The sequence below is a fragment of the Cupriavidus taiwanensis LMG 19424 genome (genome assembly GCF_000069785.1).
GTDB classification, from domain to species: Bacteria; Pseudomonadota; Gammaproteobacteria; order Burkholderiales; family Burkholderiaceae; genus Cupriavidus; species Cupriavidus taiwanensis.
The window spans coordinates 825341-840493 of the sequence record NC_010530.1; the positions used below are offsets into that span (position 1 = coordinate 825341).

The 15153-nt window shown below is 66.9% G+C and carries 12 protein-coding genes; 8 read left to right on the top strand and 4 right to left on the bottom strand.

Annotated elements, in window-relative coordinates; translation table 11 throughout:
• Nucleotides 1-7 precede the first annotated feature (7 nt).
• The 3 genes from RALTA_RS19445 to RALTA_RS19455 form a co-directional block, all read right to left on the bottom strand.
• Nucleotides 8-1111 carry a malate/lactate/ureidoglycolate dehydrogenase gene (locus RALTA_RS19445; RefSeq protein ID WP_012355604.1) on the bottom strand — a complete coding sequence of 368 codons (1104 nt, stop codon included), beginning with the start codon at nucleotides 1109-1111 and terminating at the stop codon, nucleotides 8-10.
• Between the two features lie 125 nt (nucleotides 1112-1236).
• Nucleotides 1237-1521, bottom strand: a complete 285-nt coding sequence (locus RALTA_RS19450) for a hypothetical protein (protein WP_041232492.1) — start codon at nucleotides 1519-1521, stop codon at nucleotides 1237-1239.
• Between the two features lie 103 nt (nucleotides 1522-1624).
• Nucleotides 1625-2380, bottom strand: a complete 756-nt coding sequence (locus RALTA_RS19455) for a GntR family transcriptional regulator (protein ID WP_012355606.1) — start codon at nucleotides 2378-2380, stop codon at nucleotides 1625-1627.
• A gap of 169 nt (nucleotides 2381-2549) precedes the next feature.
• Here RALTA_RS19455 and RALTA_RS19460 point away from each other — a divergent pair, with 169 nt between their 5' ends.
• From RALTA_RS19460 to RALTA_RS19495, 8 genes are all read left to right on the top strand, one after another.
• Complete coding sequence (locus RALTA_RS19460) at nucleotides 2550-3770, top strand: pyridoxal-phosphate-dependent aminotransferase family protein (RefSeq protein ID WP_012355607.1); 1221 nt, start codon at nucleotides 2550-2552, stop codon at nucleotides 3768-3770.
• 145 nt (nucleotides 3771-3915) lie between these two features.
• Nucleotides 3916-6960 (top strand): FAD-binding and (Fe-S)-binding domain-containing protein, encoded by a 3045-nt coding sequence (locus RALTA_RS19465; RefSeq protein WP_012355608.1) that lies wholly within the window; start codon nucleotides 3916-3918, stop codon nucleotides 6958-6960.
• Complete coding sequence (locus RALTA_RS19470) at nucleotides 6953-8119, top strand: DSD1 family PLP-dependent enzyme (RefSeq protein WP_242405295.1); 1167 nt, start codon at nucleotides 6953-6955, stop codon at nucleotides 8117-8119. The genes RALTA_RS19465 and RALTA_RS19470 overlap by 8 nt, the downstream gene beginning before the upstream one ends.
• A gap of 82 nt (nucleotides 8120-8201) precedes the next feature.
• A complete protein-coding gene (locus RALTA_RS19475) occupies nucleotides 8202-9197 on the top strand; it encodes a Bug family tripartite tricarboxylate transporter substrate binding protein (protein ID WP_012355610.1) in 996 nt (331 codons plus the stop codon).
• A gap of 72 nt (nucleotides 9198-9269) precedes the next feature.
• The gene (locus RALTA_RS19480; protein ID WP_012355611.1) at nucleotides 9270-9776 is read left to right on the top strand and encodes a tripartite tricarboxylate transporter TctB family protein; all 507 of its coding nucleotides are present in this window, start codon (nucleotides 9270-9272) and stop codon (nucleotides 9774-9776) included.
• A gap of 12 nt (nucleotides 9777-9788) precedes the next feature.
• Entirely contained in the window at nucleotides 9789-11285 is a 1497-nt protein-coding gene (locus RALTA_RS19485) for a tripartite tricarboxylate transporter permease (protein ID WP_012355612.1), read from the top strand.
• 486 nt (nucleotides 11286-11771) lie between these two features.
• Nucleotides 11772-11960, top strand: coding sequence for a DUF1484 family protein (locus tag RALTA_RS19490; RefSeq protein ID WP_041232493.1), 189 nt, complete (start codon nucleotides 11772-11774; stop codon nucleotides 11958-11960).
• Between the two features lie 94 nt (nucleotides 11961-12054).
• Nucleotides 12055-13314 (top strand): IS256-like element ISRta2 family transposase, encoded by a 1260-nt coding sequence (locus RALTA_RS19495; RefSeq protein ID WP_012351348.1) that lies wholly within the window; start codon nucleotides 12055-12057, stop codon nucleotides 13312-13314.
• A 640-nt stretch (nucleotides 13315-13954) separates the two neighbouring features.
• Here the strand turns inward: RALTA_RS19495 and RALTA_RS19500 are convergent.
• Entirely contained in the window at nucleotides 13955-15010 is a 1056-nt protein-coding gene (locus RALTA_RS19500; RefSeq protein ID WP_012355617.1) for a cyclase family protein, read from the bottom strand.
• Between the last annotated feature and the right edge of the window lie 143 nt (nucleotides 15011-15153).

The window sequence follows — 15153 nt, forward strand, 5'->3', positions numbered from 1 at the left end:
ATGATAGTCAGCCGCGCGCCAGCGCAGACAGCGGACCGGGCGCGGGATGCGCGCTGGCCCGCGCGTCGGCCACGCGCGCCGCGGCGTCGTCCAGTTGCGCCAGCGTGCCGGCATCGATCGCGATCTGCTGTGCGCGCGCTGCGCGGCAGGCGCGCTCGGGTTCGCCGGGCAAGTGGATGCCGTGCTGGCCGGGCTGCAGCCGCGCGCTTTTCATCCAGTCGGCGAAGGCCGCGACTTCATGCCCGAACGAGGTGCTGGTGCCCAGCCGCGCCGGATCGAACACGATCGCCAGCATGTTGTTCCAGACCGCATGCTCGTGCCGCAGCGTTTCCGGACGGATGGTATGGCCGCCCGTGACCGCGGCCCCTAGCAGCTCGCACATCACCGCCAGCACATGGCCCTTGTGCTCGCCGAAGGGCCGCAAGGCCCCCTGCGGCGTGCCGGCGGGCGGGTACATCACGGCCGCATCGGTGGTGGGCCCGCCCTGCGCATCGAGCAGGCTGCCGGCGGCCACCGGTACGCCCTTGTTGTGGGCCACGCGCACCTTGCCCAGCGCGATGGCGCTGGTGGCAAAGTCCAGCACCAGCGGCGCCTCGCCGTCCATCGGCACGCCGATGGTGAACGGGTTGGTGCCGTAGCGCGCGTCGTAGCCACCGTGGGGCGCAACGATCGGCTTGGACAGCACGTTGACGAAGTGGATCGAGATCATGCCCGCGGCCGTGGCCTGCTCGGCCCAGTGGCCGACCCGCCCGAGGTGGTGCGACTGTCGCAGCCCCATCACGCAGACACCGTGCTCGCGCGCGCGGGCAATGGCCATCTCCATGGCTTGCGCCGTCACCGCCTGCCCCATGCCGCGGTTGCCGTCCAGGCTGAGCAGGCTGCCGGCGTCCTGCAGCACGCTGACCCGCTGGTTCAGCTGCAGCTCGTTCGCCTGCCACGCCAGCACATAGCGCGGGATCATGCCAACGCCGTGGGAGTCATGTCCGCTCAGGTTGGCGCCGACCAGGTGGTCGGCCGTCAGTTGCGCTTCCTGTGCGGTGCTGCCGGCGGCAAGCCAGAGATCGGTCACCCACTGGTGCAGCGCGCGGGTGGGAATGCGGGATTCGCTCATGTCGGCCTTGTAGGAATGGATACGCTGCGGAGCAAAAAGCCCCGTGCCGTGTGACGGCAACGGGGCTTTCATGATACGTCCGGCGCCCGCGCTCTGGCCACGCGCGGCCGGTGATCGGCCACTGTCTACTGCCGCGGCGCTTCGTGGGACGGGGCCTTTGCCAGGATTTCGCGGATGCGGGCCAGGTAGGTGTCGCCGACCGCGCGGTGCATGCGCGCCGTCTCGGCGGCGAACTGGCGCCGGCTGGGCGGGCGGATGCCCAGGCTGCGGCAGATCGTGGACAGATAGGGCTTGCGCGGACCAGCCAGGCGCTGCGCCACGCTCTGCAGCGCGGCGTCGCCAATGCGGCCGCGCAGCCAGGCAAGTACCTGGCGGTCATAGTCGTTTTGCACGCGGATCAGGTGTTCCATGCCGGGACTCCACTGTTCATCCATACAGGTACTGTAAATATATACAGTATTCGGCTGGAGGCAAGAAAAATCCGGCCCGACAGGGTACGACGCCCGGCTGCCGTTATGTGTGGGTCGCGTTCAGAGGATGCCTGGTGCCAGTGCCGTCGCCCGATACCAGCGGCAGCACCGCATCGCGCTTCTCCAGCAGGTGGCGCTTCAGCACTGCCGCGAGCCGCTTGCCGTCGCGGGATTCCAGGGCCCGGATCATCTCTTCATGGTCTTCGACTGCCTCGTCCCATTTGCCGCTTTGCTGGTTGGAGCGAAAGCGCAGGGCCTGCAGGCGGCGGTTGATCGACTGGTAGGTATGGCGCAGCGCCCCGTTGCGTGCGGCTTCGTTGATGCGGTCGTGGATCTCCTGGTTGCGGCTGTAGTAGCCCGGCAAGTCGTTTTGGGCGCGACAGGCCAGCATCGCATAGTGCAGCGCCTTGATCTGCGCAAGTTCCGCCGCGGTGATGCGCTCGCAGGCCAGTTCGCCGGAAAACGCCTCCAGCCCGCTCATCAGCTCGAAGCTCTCCCTGACTTCGGCCTCGCTCATGCGCGAGATGCTCGCGCCGCGGTTGGGCAACAGGTCGATCAGGCCCTCTGCCGCCAGTACCTTGAGCGCCTCGCGCAGCGGCGTGCGCGAGATGCCGAGGGTCTCGCACAGCTCGCGTTCATTGAGCTTGGTGCCCGGCGCGAATATGCCTTCGACGATGAACTGGCGCAGGTGCTCGACCACGGTGTCATGCAGGCGCGGGCGTTCCAGGCGCGGCAGCGATGGCGGTGGAACGTGCTGGGCAACGCCTGCCGCCTGATCATCGCTATCTGATTTTTGCATTCAATATCCTTATCTACTTGGCGCGGATTCTACTGCATCTTGCTTCGTGCCTCCAAAACTCGGGTTAACCATCACAAATTTCCATAAATCTCGCCTTGGACCCCACCGATCGCTCTGCTATAGTCGATTGCATTCAAAATTCATAAAACAACAAGGAGGCGCGATTTCCATGGTTCACCTCGATTTCCATCCCTCTGGCCGCCACTTCCTGCAGATCCCGGGCCCGAGCCCGGTGCCGGACCGCATCCTGCGCGCGATGAGCTATCCGACCATTGACCACCGTGGCCCGGAGTTCGGCGCACTCGGCCGCAAGGTGCTGGCGGGCATCAAGGAAATCTTCAAGACCCGGCACCCGGTGATCATCTATCCGGCGTCGGGCACCGGTGCCTGGGAAGCGGCGCTGACCAACACGCTCAGTCCGGGCGACCACGTGCTGATGTTCGAGACCGGGCATTTCGCAACCTTGTGGAAGAAGATGGCCGAGGCCCTGGGCCTGCGGCCGGAGTTCCTGGGCCTGCCCGGCATCGAGGGCTGGCGCCGCGGCGTGCAGGCCGACATGATCGAGGCGCGCCTGCGCGAGGACAGCGGCCATGCGATACGCGCGGTCTGCGTGGTGCACAACGAGACCTCGACGGGCGTGACCTCGGATATCGCCGCGGTGCGCCGGGCCATCGATGCCGCCGGGCACCCGGCGCTGCTGCTGGTGGACACGATCTCCGGGCTGGGTTCGGCCGACTACCGCCATGACGAGTGGGGCGTCGACGTGACCGTGTCCGGCTCGCAGAAGGGCCTGATGCTGCCGCCGGGCATCAGCTTCAACGCGCTGTCGCCCAAGGCAATCGCCGCCAGCCAGCACGCCCGGCTGCCGCGCGCGTTCTGGGGCTGGGCCGAGATCATCGAATCGAACAAGAACGGCTACTGGCCGTACACGCCCAACACCAACCTGCTGTACGGCCTGTCCGAGGCGCTCGACATGATCCTGGGCGAGGGCCTGGAGCAGGTCTTCGCCCGCCACCAGCGGCTGGCGGAGGCGACGCGCCAGGCCGTCCGCGCGTGGGGCCTGGAGATCCAGTGCGCGGACCCCGCGGTGTACAGCCCGGTGCTGACCGGCGTGATGATGCCCGACGGCGTCGACGCGGATGCGGTGCGCAAGCTGATCTATGAGCGTTTCGACATGTCGCTGGGGCAGGCGCTGGGCAAGATGCGCGGCCGCATGTTCCGCATCGGCCATCTCGGCGATTGCAATGACCTGACCCTGATGGCCACGCTCGCCGGTTGCGAGATGGGGCTGAAACTGGCGGGCGTGCCGCTCGCCGGCAGCGGCGTGACCGCGGCGATGGCCTCGCTCGCTGCGCACGCCGACAAGCCGGTGCTCAAGGCCGCCGCCTGAGCGAAGCGGATCGGGCCGCGCAGGTCAGGCAGGCGCGCCTCGGTCCGCCGCCTGGCTTTCCTGCCGGAGCATCACCACGACATGCGCCCACCGCAGGCGGCCGCATGCATCGCCGTGGGCGCGCAGCCCTTGTTTCTTGCATGCCATGAACATGACTTCGTCCTCCCTGCTGGTCAAGCCGATCCACCTGGTGCCCGCGCAGCAGCGGCCCACCTCGCCGCTCTCGGCGCTGCTGCGCAAGGAATTGCGCGGCGACGTGCTGTTCGACCGCGCCGCGCGCGGCCGCTATGCCACCGACGCCTCGATCTACCAGATCATGCCCGTCGGCGTGGTGGTGCCGCGCGACCAGGCCGACCTGGTGCGCGCGCTAGACATCGCCCGCGACCAGCGCGTGCCGGTGCTGGCCCGCGGCGCCGGCACCAGCCAGTGCGGGCAGACCGTGGGCGAGGCGCTGGTCATCGATACCAGCAAGTGGCTCAACAACGTGGTCGCCTTCGATGCCGGCGCGCGCACGGTGACGGTGGAGCCCGGCATCGTGCTGGACCACCTGAACGCCTGGCTCAGGCCGCACGGGCTGTGGTTCCCGGTGGACGTTTCCACGGGGGCGCAATGCACCATCGGCGGCATGGCCGGCAACAACTCTTGCGGCTCGCGCTCGATCGCCTACGGCAACATGGTGCATAACGTGCTGGCGATCGACGCGGTGCTGGCGGATGGCAGCGATTGCCACTTCGGTTCGCTGGCGCAGCCGGTCGCGGCCGGGCGGGCCGAGGGTATTCTGCACGGGCTGCGGCGCATCGCCACGCGCGAGCGCGGCGAGATCGCCGAGCGCATGCCCAAGGTGCTGCGCCGCGTGGCCGGCTACAACATCGACCTGTTCGACTGCCAGAACCCGCGCGCCTATACCGACGACGGCCACGCCAACCTGGCGCATATCCTGGTCGGTTCCGAAGGCACGCTGGCCTGCAGCCGCCAGCTCACGCTGAAGCTGGCGCCGCTGCCGGCGCACAAGGTGCTGGGCGTGGTCAACTTCCCTACGTTCTACCAGGCGATGGACCTGACCCAGCATATCGTCACGCTGCAACCGGTGGCGGTGGAACTGGTCGACCGCACCATGATCGACCTGTCGATGGAAAACCCCGCCTTCCGTCCGGTGGTCGAGCGCGCGCTGGCCGGCGATCCGCAGGCCATCCTGCTGGTGGAATTCGCCGGCGACGACCGGCAGGCCCTGCTTGCGCAGCTGGACCGGCTTGCCGAACTGATGGCCGACCTGGGCCTGCCGGGGTCGGTGGTGAAGATGCCGGAAGAGAAGGCGCAGAAGGCCCTGTGGGACGTGCGCAAGGCGGGCCTGAACATCATGATGAGCATGAAGGGCGACGGCAAGCCGGTCTCGTTCATCGAAGACTGCGCGGTGCCGCTCGAGCACCTGGCCGAATACACCCGCCGGCTCACCGAGGTCTTCCACAAGCACGAGACCGAGGGCACCTGGTACGCCCACGCCAGCGTCGGCACGCTGCACGTGCGGCCGATCCTGGACATGCGCCGCGATGGCGCGCTGCGCATGCGCGAGATCGCGGAAGAGGCGGCCGAGCTGGTGCGCGAGTACAAGGGCGCGTATTCCGGCGAGCACGGCGACGGCCTGTGCCGCGGCGAATGGGTGGCCTGGCAATACGGTCCGCGCATCAACGCCGCGTTCAGCGAGATCAAGGCGCTGTTCGATCCCGACAACCGCTTCAACCCCGACAAGATCGTGCGCCCGCCACGCATGGATGCGCGCGAGAATTTCCGCTTCGCGCCCGGCTACGCCGCGTTGCCGCTGACCCCTGCGCTGGACTGGTCGGCATGGAACGTGCGGCGCGACCCGATGACCGGCGCCGAGACCGCGCCGGGCACGGGCAACGATAGCGCCACGCATGGCCTCGCGTCGGCGGTGGAGATGTGCAACAACAACGGCCACTGCCGCAAGTTCGACGCCGGCACCATGTGCCCCAGCTATCGCGTGACCAAGGACGAGCAGCACGTGACGCGCGGCCGCGCCAACACGCTGCGGCTGGCGGTGACCGGGCAGCTCGGCACGGACGGGCTGGCCAGTGCCGAAGTCAAGGAGGCACTGGACCTTTGCGTCTCATGCAAGGGCTGCAAGCGCGACTGCCCGACCGGCGTCGACATGGCGAAGTTCAAGATCGAGGCGCGGCACGCATGGACTCGCCGGCACGGCATCAGCCTGCGCGAGCGCATGGTCGCATTCCTGCCGCGCTATGCGCCGGCGCCGAGCCGCGTGCCGGGGCTGCTGGCGCTGGCCGACAGGCTGCCCGGGGTGTCCGGCTGGATCAAGCGCGCGCTGGGGTTTGCCCCGCAGCGGTCGCTGCCGCGCTTCACCGCGCCGTTTCTGGCGGGCCGCCGCAGCACCGCCACCGCTGCCGGCAGCAAGGCCGATGGCCGCGAAGTGCTGCTCTTCGTCGATACCTTCAGCAACTACATGGAGCCCGACAATGCGCGCGCCGCGCAGGCCGTGCTGGAAGCCGCGGGCTATACGGTGCACTTCAACACACGCGCAGGCGAACGTCCGCTGTGCTGCGGCCGGACTTTCCTGGCCGCGGGCCTGGTCGACCAGGCGAAGGCCGAGGCGCGGCGCCTGCTCGATACGCTGCGCCCGTTCGTCGAGCGCGGCGTGCCGGTGGTCGGCCTGGAGCCGTCGTGCCTGCTGTCGCTGCGCGACGAATTCCTGGGCTATGGCTATGGCGACGAGGCGCGCCAGCTCGCCAGCCTGTCGTTCCTGTTCGAGGAATTCCTGGTGCGCGAGCGCCAGGCGGGCCGGCTGGCGTTGCCGCTGCGGCCGCTGCAGGTCTCCGAGGCCATCGTCCACGGGCACTGCCACCAGAAGGCGTTCGATGCCTTCACACCCGTGCAGACCGTGCTCGGGTGGATTCCGGGCCTGAAGGTGGCGCCGGTGGAATCTTCATGCTGCGGCATGGCCGGCAGCTTCGGCTACGAGGCCGAGCATTTCGAAGCATCGCAGGCGATGGCCGAGCTGTCGCTGCTGCCGGCGGTGCGGCGGCGCGCCGGCGATGCCATCGTGGTCGCGGACGGCACCAGCTGCCGCCACCAGATCCGCGACGGCGCGCAGGCCGAGCCGATGCATGTGGCAAGAGTGCTGGCGATGGCGCTGGAGGGCGGCAACCATGACTGAACCGATGCGCACGCCCTTGCCGGACCGTGCCAGCCTGCATCCGCCGGCAGCGGCAAACGTGGGCGACCGCGTCGAAGACGTGGGCACGCCGGCCCTACTGGTCGACCTCGATGCCTTCGACCATAACGTGGCCGGGATGCAGGCGCTGGCCGATGCCGCCGCCGTGGCGCTGCGCCCGCATGCCAAGGCGCACAAGTCCGTCGCGATCGCACAGCGGCAGATTGCCGCCGGCGCCGTGGGTGTCTGCTGCCAGAAGCTCAGCGAGGCCTATCCGTTTGCCGCCGCCGGCATTGCCAGCATCCACATCAGCAACGAGTTCGTCGGTGCCGACAAGCTGGCGATGGCGGTGGAACTGGCCCGGCATGTGGACCTGAGCGTGTGCGTGGACGACGTGCGCCAGGTAGCCGCGATCGCCGCCGCCGCGGCGGCCGGCGGGGTGCGCATCACCGTGCTGGCGGAAGCCGATATCGGGCAGGGGCGCTGCGGCGTCGACAGCCCCGAAGCGTTGAGCCGGCTCGCCGATGCCATCGGCGAGGCGCCGTCGCTGCGCTTCGGCGGGCTGCAGGCGTATCACGGCGGCGCCCAGCACCTGGCGCACTGGACCCAGCGCCGCGACGCGGCCCGGCGCGCCGCCGAACAGGCGGACGCCTATGTGCGGCACCTGCGTGCCCGCGGCATCGCCTGCCGCGTGGTGACCGGCGGCGGCAGCGGCACCGCGGAGTTCGATTGCGAGAGCGGCGTCTATACCGAGATCCAGCCCGGCAGCTACGTGTTCCTGGACGGCCACTACGGCGCCAGCGAGTGGACGGGGCGCTTCCGGCCCCGGCATGGCCTGTTCCTTTCGACCACGGTGATGAGCACCGCGCGCGCCGGCGTGGCGGTGTGCGATGCGGGCCTGAAGTCGCTCGCGGTGGATTCCGGGCTGCCGCGCCTGTGGTCCGGCCCGGGCAGCGAGTGGCTGCGCTATGTCGCGGCCAACGACGAGCACGGCGTGCTGCAGGTGCTGGACGAAGACTCGCGCGCATTGCTGGGCAGCAAGCTATGGCTGGTGCCCGGCCACTGTGATCCCACCGCAAACCTGCACGCGCAATACGTGTGCTGCCGCGACGGGCATGTGACCGAGCTGTGGGACATCGCGGCGCGTGGACTGAGCCGCTGATGCCGCGCGGCAGCGCAGGAAAACGAAGAGAGAAAAGCCGCAACAAGCGGCACCGGGTAGTCAAAGCCAAAGGAGACCAACGATGCAACGCAACACAGTCAGGAAGACCCTGGCGGCCGTGGTGGGTGCCACGGCCTGCCTGAGCGCATGGGCATGGGAGCCGGCCAAGCCGGTCGAGATCGTGGTACCGTTCGGCGCCGGTGGCGCCTCGGACCAGATGGCGCGGTCGATCCAGGGGATCATCGCCAGGCACAAGCTGATGAGCCAGCCCGTGATCGTGCTGAACAAGGCGGGCGCCAGCGGTGCTGAAGGGCTGATGGATACCAAGGCCTCGCAGGGCAATCCGCACAAGCTGCTGGTGGCCTCGTCGGCGCTGTACACGGTGCCGATGGTCAGCCACCTGCCGTTTAGCTGGCGCGACCTGACGCCGGTGGCGATGATCGCGCAGGACGAGTTCGTGCTGTGGACCAATGCCGCGGCCCCGTACAAGACCGTGGCGCAGTTCATCGATGCCTCCAAAGCGAGCGCGGGCAAGATCAAGGTCGGCGGCACCAGCTCCAAGCGCGAAGACCAGATCATCAGCGCGCTGGTGCAGAAGAAGACCGGCACCCGCTTTATCTACGTGCCGTACAAGGGCGGTGGCGAGGCCGCGACGCAGCTGTCGGGCCAGCATATCGACGCCAACGTGAACAACCCGTCCGAATCGATCGGCCAGTGGCGCGCCGGCGAGCATCGCGCGCTGTGCGTGTTCGCGCCGGAACGCATGGCCTACAACGCCAAGGTCACGCAGACCCAGAGCTGGCATGACGTGCCGACCTGCAAGGAGCAGGGCCTCGACGTGCAATACCAGATGCTGCGCGTATTCATGATGCCGGGCGGCGTGACGCCGGAGCAGCAGAAGTACTACGTGGACCTGATGCAGAAGATCGTGGCCACCCCCGAGTGGAAGGAATACCTGGAGAAGAACGCGCTGAAGAACGAGTTCCTGACCGGCAAGGCCCTGACCGATTTCCTGGCGCGCGACGAAGCCGCGCACCGCGACATCATCAAGGAGGCGGGCTTCGTCGCCGCGCGCTGACGCTGGCAACGGATCACCAACGGGCTGCGCCGCGCGGCGCAGCCGATGGCCTGAAGCAAGGCGGGGGACAACATGGATTCACAACAGGAAGCGGCGCATGCGGGCGCCGGCATCTCGGTCAAGGCGGTTGAATTGACAGTGGCGCTGTGCCTGCTGGCCGGCGCGCTGGTGGTGATCTGGGGCAACTACGCGATCGGCGCCGGCTGGGCGCCGGACGGGCCGGAAGCGGGCTATTTCCCGATGCGGGTCGGGATCATCATCCTGGTCTGCAGCGTACTGGTGGGTGTGCAGGCGCTGCGCGGGGACCGCACCGCCGTGTTTGCGACGTGGCAGCAACTGCGGCAGGTGGGCGTGATCCTGGTGCCGCTGACCGTGTATGTCGGGCTGATCGGGCTGCTCGGCATCTACGTGGCATCGGCGGCCTTCATCGCCGGCTTCATGGTGTGGGTGGGCAAGGCGGCGTGGTGGAAGGCGGCGCTCATCGGCGTCGGCATCAATGCCTTGCTGTTCTGGATCTTCGAGATCCAGTTCCGCGTATCGCTGCCCAAGGGCCCGCTGGAAGCGGCGCTGGGCTACTAGGGAGGGCGGATCATGGATGAACTCAATGCATTGATGGGCGGCTTCGCCGTGGCGCTGTCGTGGCAGAACGTCGGGCTGATGTTCGTCGGCATCCTGCTTGGCATCGTGGTGGGGGTGCTGCCCGGCCTGGGCGGCCCCAACGGCGTGGCGATCCTGCTGCCGCTGACGTTCTCGATGGACCCCGTGTCCGCCATCATCATGCTGTCCTGCATCTACTGGGGCGCATTGTTCGGTGGGGCGATCACCTCGATCCTGTTCAATATTCCGGGCGAAGCCTGGTCGGTGGCCACCACCTTCGACGGCTACCCGATGGCGCAGCGCGGCGAGGCCGGCAAGGCCCTGACCTCGGCCTTCACCGGCTCGTGCCTGGGCGCGCTGGCCGGCGTGCTGCTGATCACCTTCCTGGCGCCGCTGGTGGCAAAGTTCGCGCTGCGCTTCGGCCCGCCCGAGTTCTTCGCGGTGTACCTGCTGACCTTCTGCAGCTTCGTCGGCATGGGCAAGGAATCCAAGCCCAAGATCCTGATCGCGATGTGCCTGGGCTTCGTGCTGGCCGCGGTCGGCATGGATACGGTGTCGGGCACGCTGCGCATGACCTTCGGCTCGACCGAGCTGCTGCGCGGCTTCGACTTCCTGGTGGCGGTGATCGGCCTGTTCGGCATCAGCGAGATCCTGATGACCATGGAAGAGGGCGTGGCCTTCCGCGGCAAGCAGGCCCGCATCGACCTGAAGGTGGTGCTGAAGACCTGGGCCGAACTGCCGCGCTACTGGCTGACGGTGCTGCGCTCTTCGGTGATCGGGTGCTGGCTCGGCATCACGCCGGGCGGCGCCACCGCGGCGTCGTTCATGGGGTATGGCGTGGCCAAGCGCATGGCCAGGGATCCCGATTCATTCGGGCAGGGCAATGTCGAAGGCGTGGTCGCGCCGGAGACTGCGGCGCACGCGGCCGGCACCAGCGCGCTCTTGCCGATGCTGGCGCTAGGGATTCCCGGCTCCGCCACCGCGGCGGTCTTGCTGGGCGGCCTGATGATCTGGGGCCTGCAGCCCGGGCCGCTGCTGTTCGCCGAGCAGGGACCGTTCGTATGGGGGCTGATCGCCAGCATGTACCTGGGCAATATCGTCGGCCTGATCGTGGTGCTGTCGACCGTGCCGCTGTTCGCGGCGATTCTGCGCATTCCGTTCTCGATCATCGCGCCGCTGATCCTGGTGATCTGCGCCATCGGCGCTTACACCGTCAACGGCGCGTTGTTCGACGTCTGGCTGATGCTGGGCTTCGGCGTGGTGGGTTATGTGTTGAAGAAGCTGGATTACCCGTTGGCGCCCATGGTGCTGGCGCTGGTGCTGGGGGACAGGGCCGAGGACGCGTTCCGGCAGACGATGCTGGTGTCGTCCGGGGCGTTGGATGTGTTCTGGTCGAACGGGCTGGTGGGGACGATCATGGGGCTGGCGGTGTTCGTGCTGGTGTGGCCGGTGGTTAGTGATTGGAGGATGCGGGGGAAGCGGGTTGCGTGAGGAGTAGGTGGTCGTGCATGGCCTTGTTTTCTCCCCTCTCCCGCCTGCGGGAGAGGGGCGGGGGAGAGGGCAGGAGTATCAACGAAGTCACGACCGCCAATCTGCCACTTCACCAGCCAAGGCATGTCTTGAGGAATTGTTTCGGAGATCGACTATTTGCGAACGGGCGTAGCGACGGCACGATGCTGCGTCCGCTCAGGAATGGGAACTGTCTTATCGAGTTCCTGACTCTAATGCGGGAGACTGACACGGTCATCGCACACAACGGTGGCCGGGCGTGGAAGCCCGAACTGCAAGCACCACAGGTCGGCGTCTTCGACGCCGCCTGTCTCCGCATACGCGCTTGTCATCCATGGCGGGCCGACACGAGGCAGCCGCAAGGCTGGCCGGCTTGGTGTTTGCATCGGTCTTCCACCCTCGTCGTCAGGCCCGCCGCCCTCCGCTAGCGTCGCGCGGCGGACCTTCAGGTAACGATTGGAGGGTCCTATGTCGGAAATCGATCTATCAACGGCGCGGTACAGTCTTTTGGCAGTGGCAGCGGGAATAGACGGCGTGCTTGCACTGCTAGACCAGCAGAGTGAATGGTGGGAGGGGGCTTTTGGGGCGTTTTGCTTATTGGGGTTGGTGAAGGCGCAGTTGGAACGGGTGTTGGAAGAAGAGTTGCCGGTTTCGTGAGGCTGGCGGTTTTCACTTGTTGGCATTGGCATGGAGGCGTGGGATCTGTCAGAAATTTTGTGTTTAGGGCATAACATGTCGCCAAGGAGCATGTATGCCACGCAAAACCAAGACCAGTCTAGCCGCCGACCGTGAGCTGCCGACCATCCCCGAGGACCTGATCGCCCATTTCGTCAAGGGGCCGATGACCGCTGAGGCCGTGCAGGACGCCTCAATGGCATTCAAGAAGGCCCTGATCGAGCGGGCGCTGGGCGCTGAGCTCGGCCATCATCTGGGCTACCCGCCTGGCGCTGAGCGCCCAGCCGGCACAGCCAATCAGCGCAATGGCAAGAGCGCCAAGACCGTCTTGACCGAGGACGGGCCGCTGCGGGTAGACATCCCGCGCGATCGAGACGGCAGCTTCGATCCGATCCTGATTCCCAAGCACGAGCGGCGCTTCACCGGGTTCGACGACAAGATCATCGCCATGTACGCCCGCGGCATGACCGTGCGCGAGATCCAGGCGTTTCTGGCCGAACAGTACGGCACCGAGGTCTCGCCCGAGTTCATCAGTTCGGTCACCGATGCGGTCATGGACGAGGTCACCACTTGGCAGGCCCGCCCGCTGGAGGTGATGTACCCGGTGGTGTTCTTCGATGCGCTGCGCGTCAAGATGCGTGAGGATGGGGTGGTACGCAACAAGGCCGTCTACCTGGCGCTGGGCGTGTTACCGGACGGCACCCGCGACATCCTGGGCCTGTGGATCGAGAACACCGAAGGCGCCAAGTTCTGGATGAAGGTGTTCAATGACCTGAAGACCCGCGGCACGCAGGACATTCTGATCGCGGTAACAGATGGCCTCAAGGGCATGGAGCAAGCCCTGAACGCGGTGTTCCCGCACACGACGCTGCAGACCTGCATCGTGCATCTGATCCGGAACAGCCTGGAGTACGTCAGCTGGAAGGAGCGCCGGGAGGTAGCCGCGGCGCTTAAGCCCGTGTACACGGCGCCCACCGTGGAGGCAGCGCTGGCCGAGCTGGCGGCCTTCGAGCAAGGAAAATGGGGGCAGCAGTACAAGCCGATCGCCGCGTCCTGGCATCGCGCCTGGGATCAAGTGATCCCATTCTTTACGTTCCCGCCGGCGATCCGCAAGATCATCTACACAACAAATGCGATCGAGAGTATCAATGCGCAGCTGCGCAAGATCATCAAGACGCGGGGACACTTCCCCAGTGATGAGGCAGCAACTAAGCTGCTGTGGCTGGCCCTGCGCAACATCACCGGTAAGTGGGGCAGCTCCACGCACGATTGGAAGGCTGCCATGAACCAGTTTGCGATCCTCTATGAGGAACGCTTCGCCCATCCGCATCGCTGAGATAATGCTGGCTCACCGTCGAATTAGCGGTGAGCCTTTACCTGCCCTGCACACAAAAAAACTGACAGGCCCGAGGCGTGCGGTGCTTGGAATTCAAAACGCCTTGCACACAAAAATACGGACATGCCCACAGCAAACGTTGAAAGGCCTGCCCGATTTGGACGCCCGACTTCGTGGATGCTCCTGCCCTCTCCCCCGCCCCTCTCCCGCAAGCGGGAGAGGGGAGCAAACAAGCGGTACCCAGAGGCCGTTGGGCTCGCCCGCGACAACGCGTGCGAGCGCAGCGACGCACTCCGTGCCAGTGCGCAAGACCTGAGATAGGGAGCGCGCGCAGCGCAGCCGAAGGCGTCCCACCGACGACGCAGTTAGAAGGCTGCCACCGACCTAAAGTCGGGTTCGTCCATCCGACCTCGAACGCCAGGCACATCCAGGTAGCGTCAGCAGGGTGGAACCACCACCAGCACGACCGCAAGTCACCACCGCTGGAACCACCAACGCCGCCTTAGCCAGCCGCTTAGGCGACGCGCTCTTTGCCTCCTTTCTGTCGCTCGGACAGAAAGGAGGTCGCCGGCTACGCCGGCGAAACAGCAGCGCCCGCCAAGCACGACCACCGACCGCAGTGCCAACGAATCCCAAACACTCACACCGTAGCAACCGGCGTAACCGGCGACCCCACCGCCCCGGGCAACCTCAACGGCGGCGCCGTCAACTGAAACCGCGTCCGCCCATTCCCTCGCAGCCAATCCGCCAGCTCCCGCAAATACCACAGCTCGCCCAGCGGCAACCCCAGCTTGAACAAGCAATGGTGATGCAGCGGCAGCAAAGGATGGTGCGATTCACCGTCGGGAGCCGGGCGCGCCGGATAGCGCTCCACCGCGTAGTTATCGGCGATCAGCGCCGCAATACCCGCATCGGTGATCCAATTCAGCAACTTGTCATCACGCCCGTCGAGCGCACAGCAGCTGTGATGCAGCACGCTCTCATCGGGCTCACGCTGCATCGACAGCACCACTTCGGCAAAGCCGGTGCGCAGCAGCAGCATGTCGCCGCGTTCGACTTCCGCCTTGCCGGCTTCCATCGCGCGCATCAGGTCGTCGTAGCCGACGTTGCGGAAGTCCATGCCGAAGACATGCGCCAGGTCCACCAGCACGCCGCGTCCCTGCATGCCCTTGACCGCGAAGTTCTCGATGCCGAGCGCGTGTGCCGCGCTGTGGTCGTGGCCGCAGGGGTGCGCCGCGAAGTTGTCGTCCTCGGCATAGTCGACCGGGCCGACGATATGCTCGTTGGCGCGGTAGCCGTTGTAGTAGACCCGCTCGGCGCGGCCATCGCCGTCGGCGTCGAAGAGCGCGCCCACATGCGCCAGCGCATCCCATTGCGTGCTGTACTGCAGGCTCATCAGCACCTGGTCGTCGCTGATGACATCGGTCGCGGCAGGGTCCATCTTCGCCAGCGGGAAGTTGGTGTAAGGCGAGTCGTCGCGGAAGGTTGGCCGCAGCACCGGCGGATGGCGGCGCGGATTGAGCTTGTTGCCGCCGGGGTAGTCCAGCGGCAGCGACAGGCAAAAGCTCAGGCCGGCCTGCACCTCGCGCGCGCCCTTGATGACCTGTTCGGGCCCGATCAGGTTGATGCGGCCGAGCTGGTCGTCGGGGCCGAAGTCTCCCCAGTTGGAACCTTGCGGACGTTGCTTCCAGCGCATGAGTCATGCCTCCTGTCGTGTGGGCGGCCGCGGCGAGCGGCCAGCGATGGGAATGGAATTGGGAGCGGGGCGATGCTGTGCACACGCCGGGCGCGTCGATTCGCCGGTCTCCTCTGCATGAAACCGGTTGCACCCTTATAGGC

Bases quoted from the DNA above. Each gene is read 5' to 3' on its own strand.
- RALTA_RS19445 (WP_012355604.1), bottom strand. From the start codon at position 1,111: ATGAGCGAATCCCGCATTCCCACCCGCGCGCTGCACCAGTGGGTGACC.
- RALTA_RS19450 (WP_041232492.1), bottom strand. From the start codon at position 1,521: ATGGAACACCTGATCCGCGTGCAAAACGACTATGACCGCCAGGTACTT.
- RALTA_RS19455 (WP_012355606.1), bottom strand. From the start codon at position 2,380: ATGCAAAAATCAGATAGCGATGATCAGGCGGCAGGCGTTGCCCAGCAC.
- RALTA_RS19460 (WP_012355607.1), top strand. From the start codon at position 2,550: ATGGTTCACCTCGATTTCCATCCCTCTGGCCGCCACTTCCTGCAGATC.
- RALTA_RS19465 (WP_012355608.1), top strand. From the start codon at position 3,916: ATGAACATGACTTCGTCCTCCCTGCTGGTCAAGCCGATCCACCTGGTG.
- RALTA_RS19470 (WP_242405295.1), top strand. From the start codon at position 6,953: ATGACTGAACCGATGCGCACGCCCTTGCCGGACCGTGCCAGCCTGCAT.
- RALTA_RS19475 (WP_012355610.1), top strand. From the start codon at position 8,202: ATGCAACGCAACACAGTCAGGAAGACCCTGGCGGCCGTGGTGGGTGCC.
- RALTA_RS19480 (WP_012355611.1), top strand. From the start codon at position 9,270: ATGGATTCACAACAGGAAGCGGCGCATGCGGGCGCCGGCATCTCGGTC.
- RALTA_RS19485 (WP_012355612.1), top strand. From the start codon at position 9,789: ATGGATGAACTCAATGCATTGATGGGCGGCTTCGCCGTGGCGCTGTCG.
- RALTA_RS19490 (WP_041232493.1), top strand. From the start codon at position 11,772: ATGTCGGAAATCGATCTATCAACGGCGCGGTACAGTCTTTTGGCAGTG.
- RALTA_RS19495 (WP_012351348.1), top strand. From the start codon at position 12,055: ATGCCACGCAAAACCAAGACCAGTCTAGCCGCCGACCGTGAGCTGCCG.
- RALTA_RS19500 (WP_012355617.1), bottom strand. From the start codon at position 15,010: ATGCGCTGGAAGCAACGTCCGCAAGGTTCCAACTGGGGAGACTTCGGC.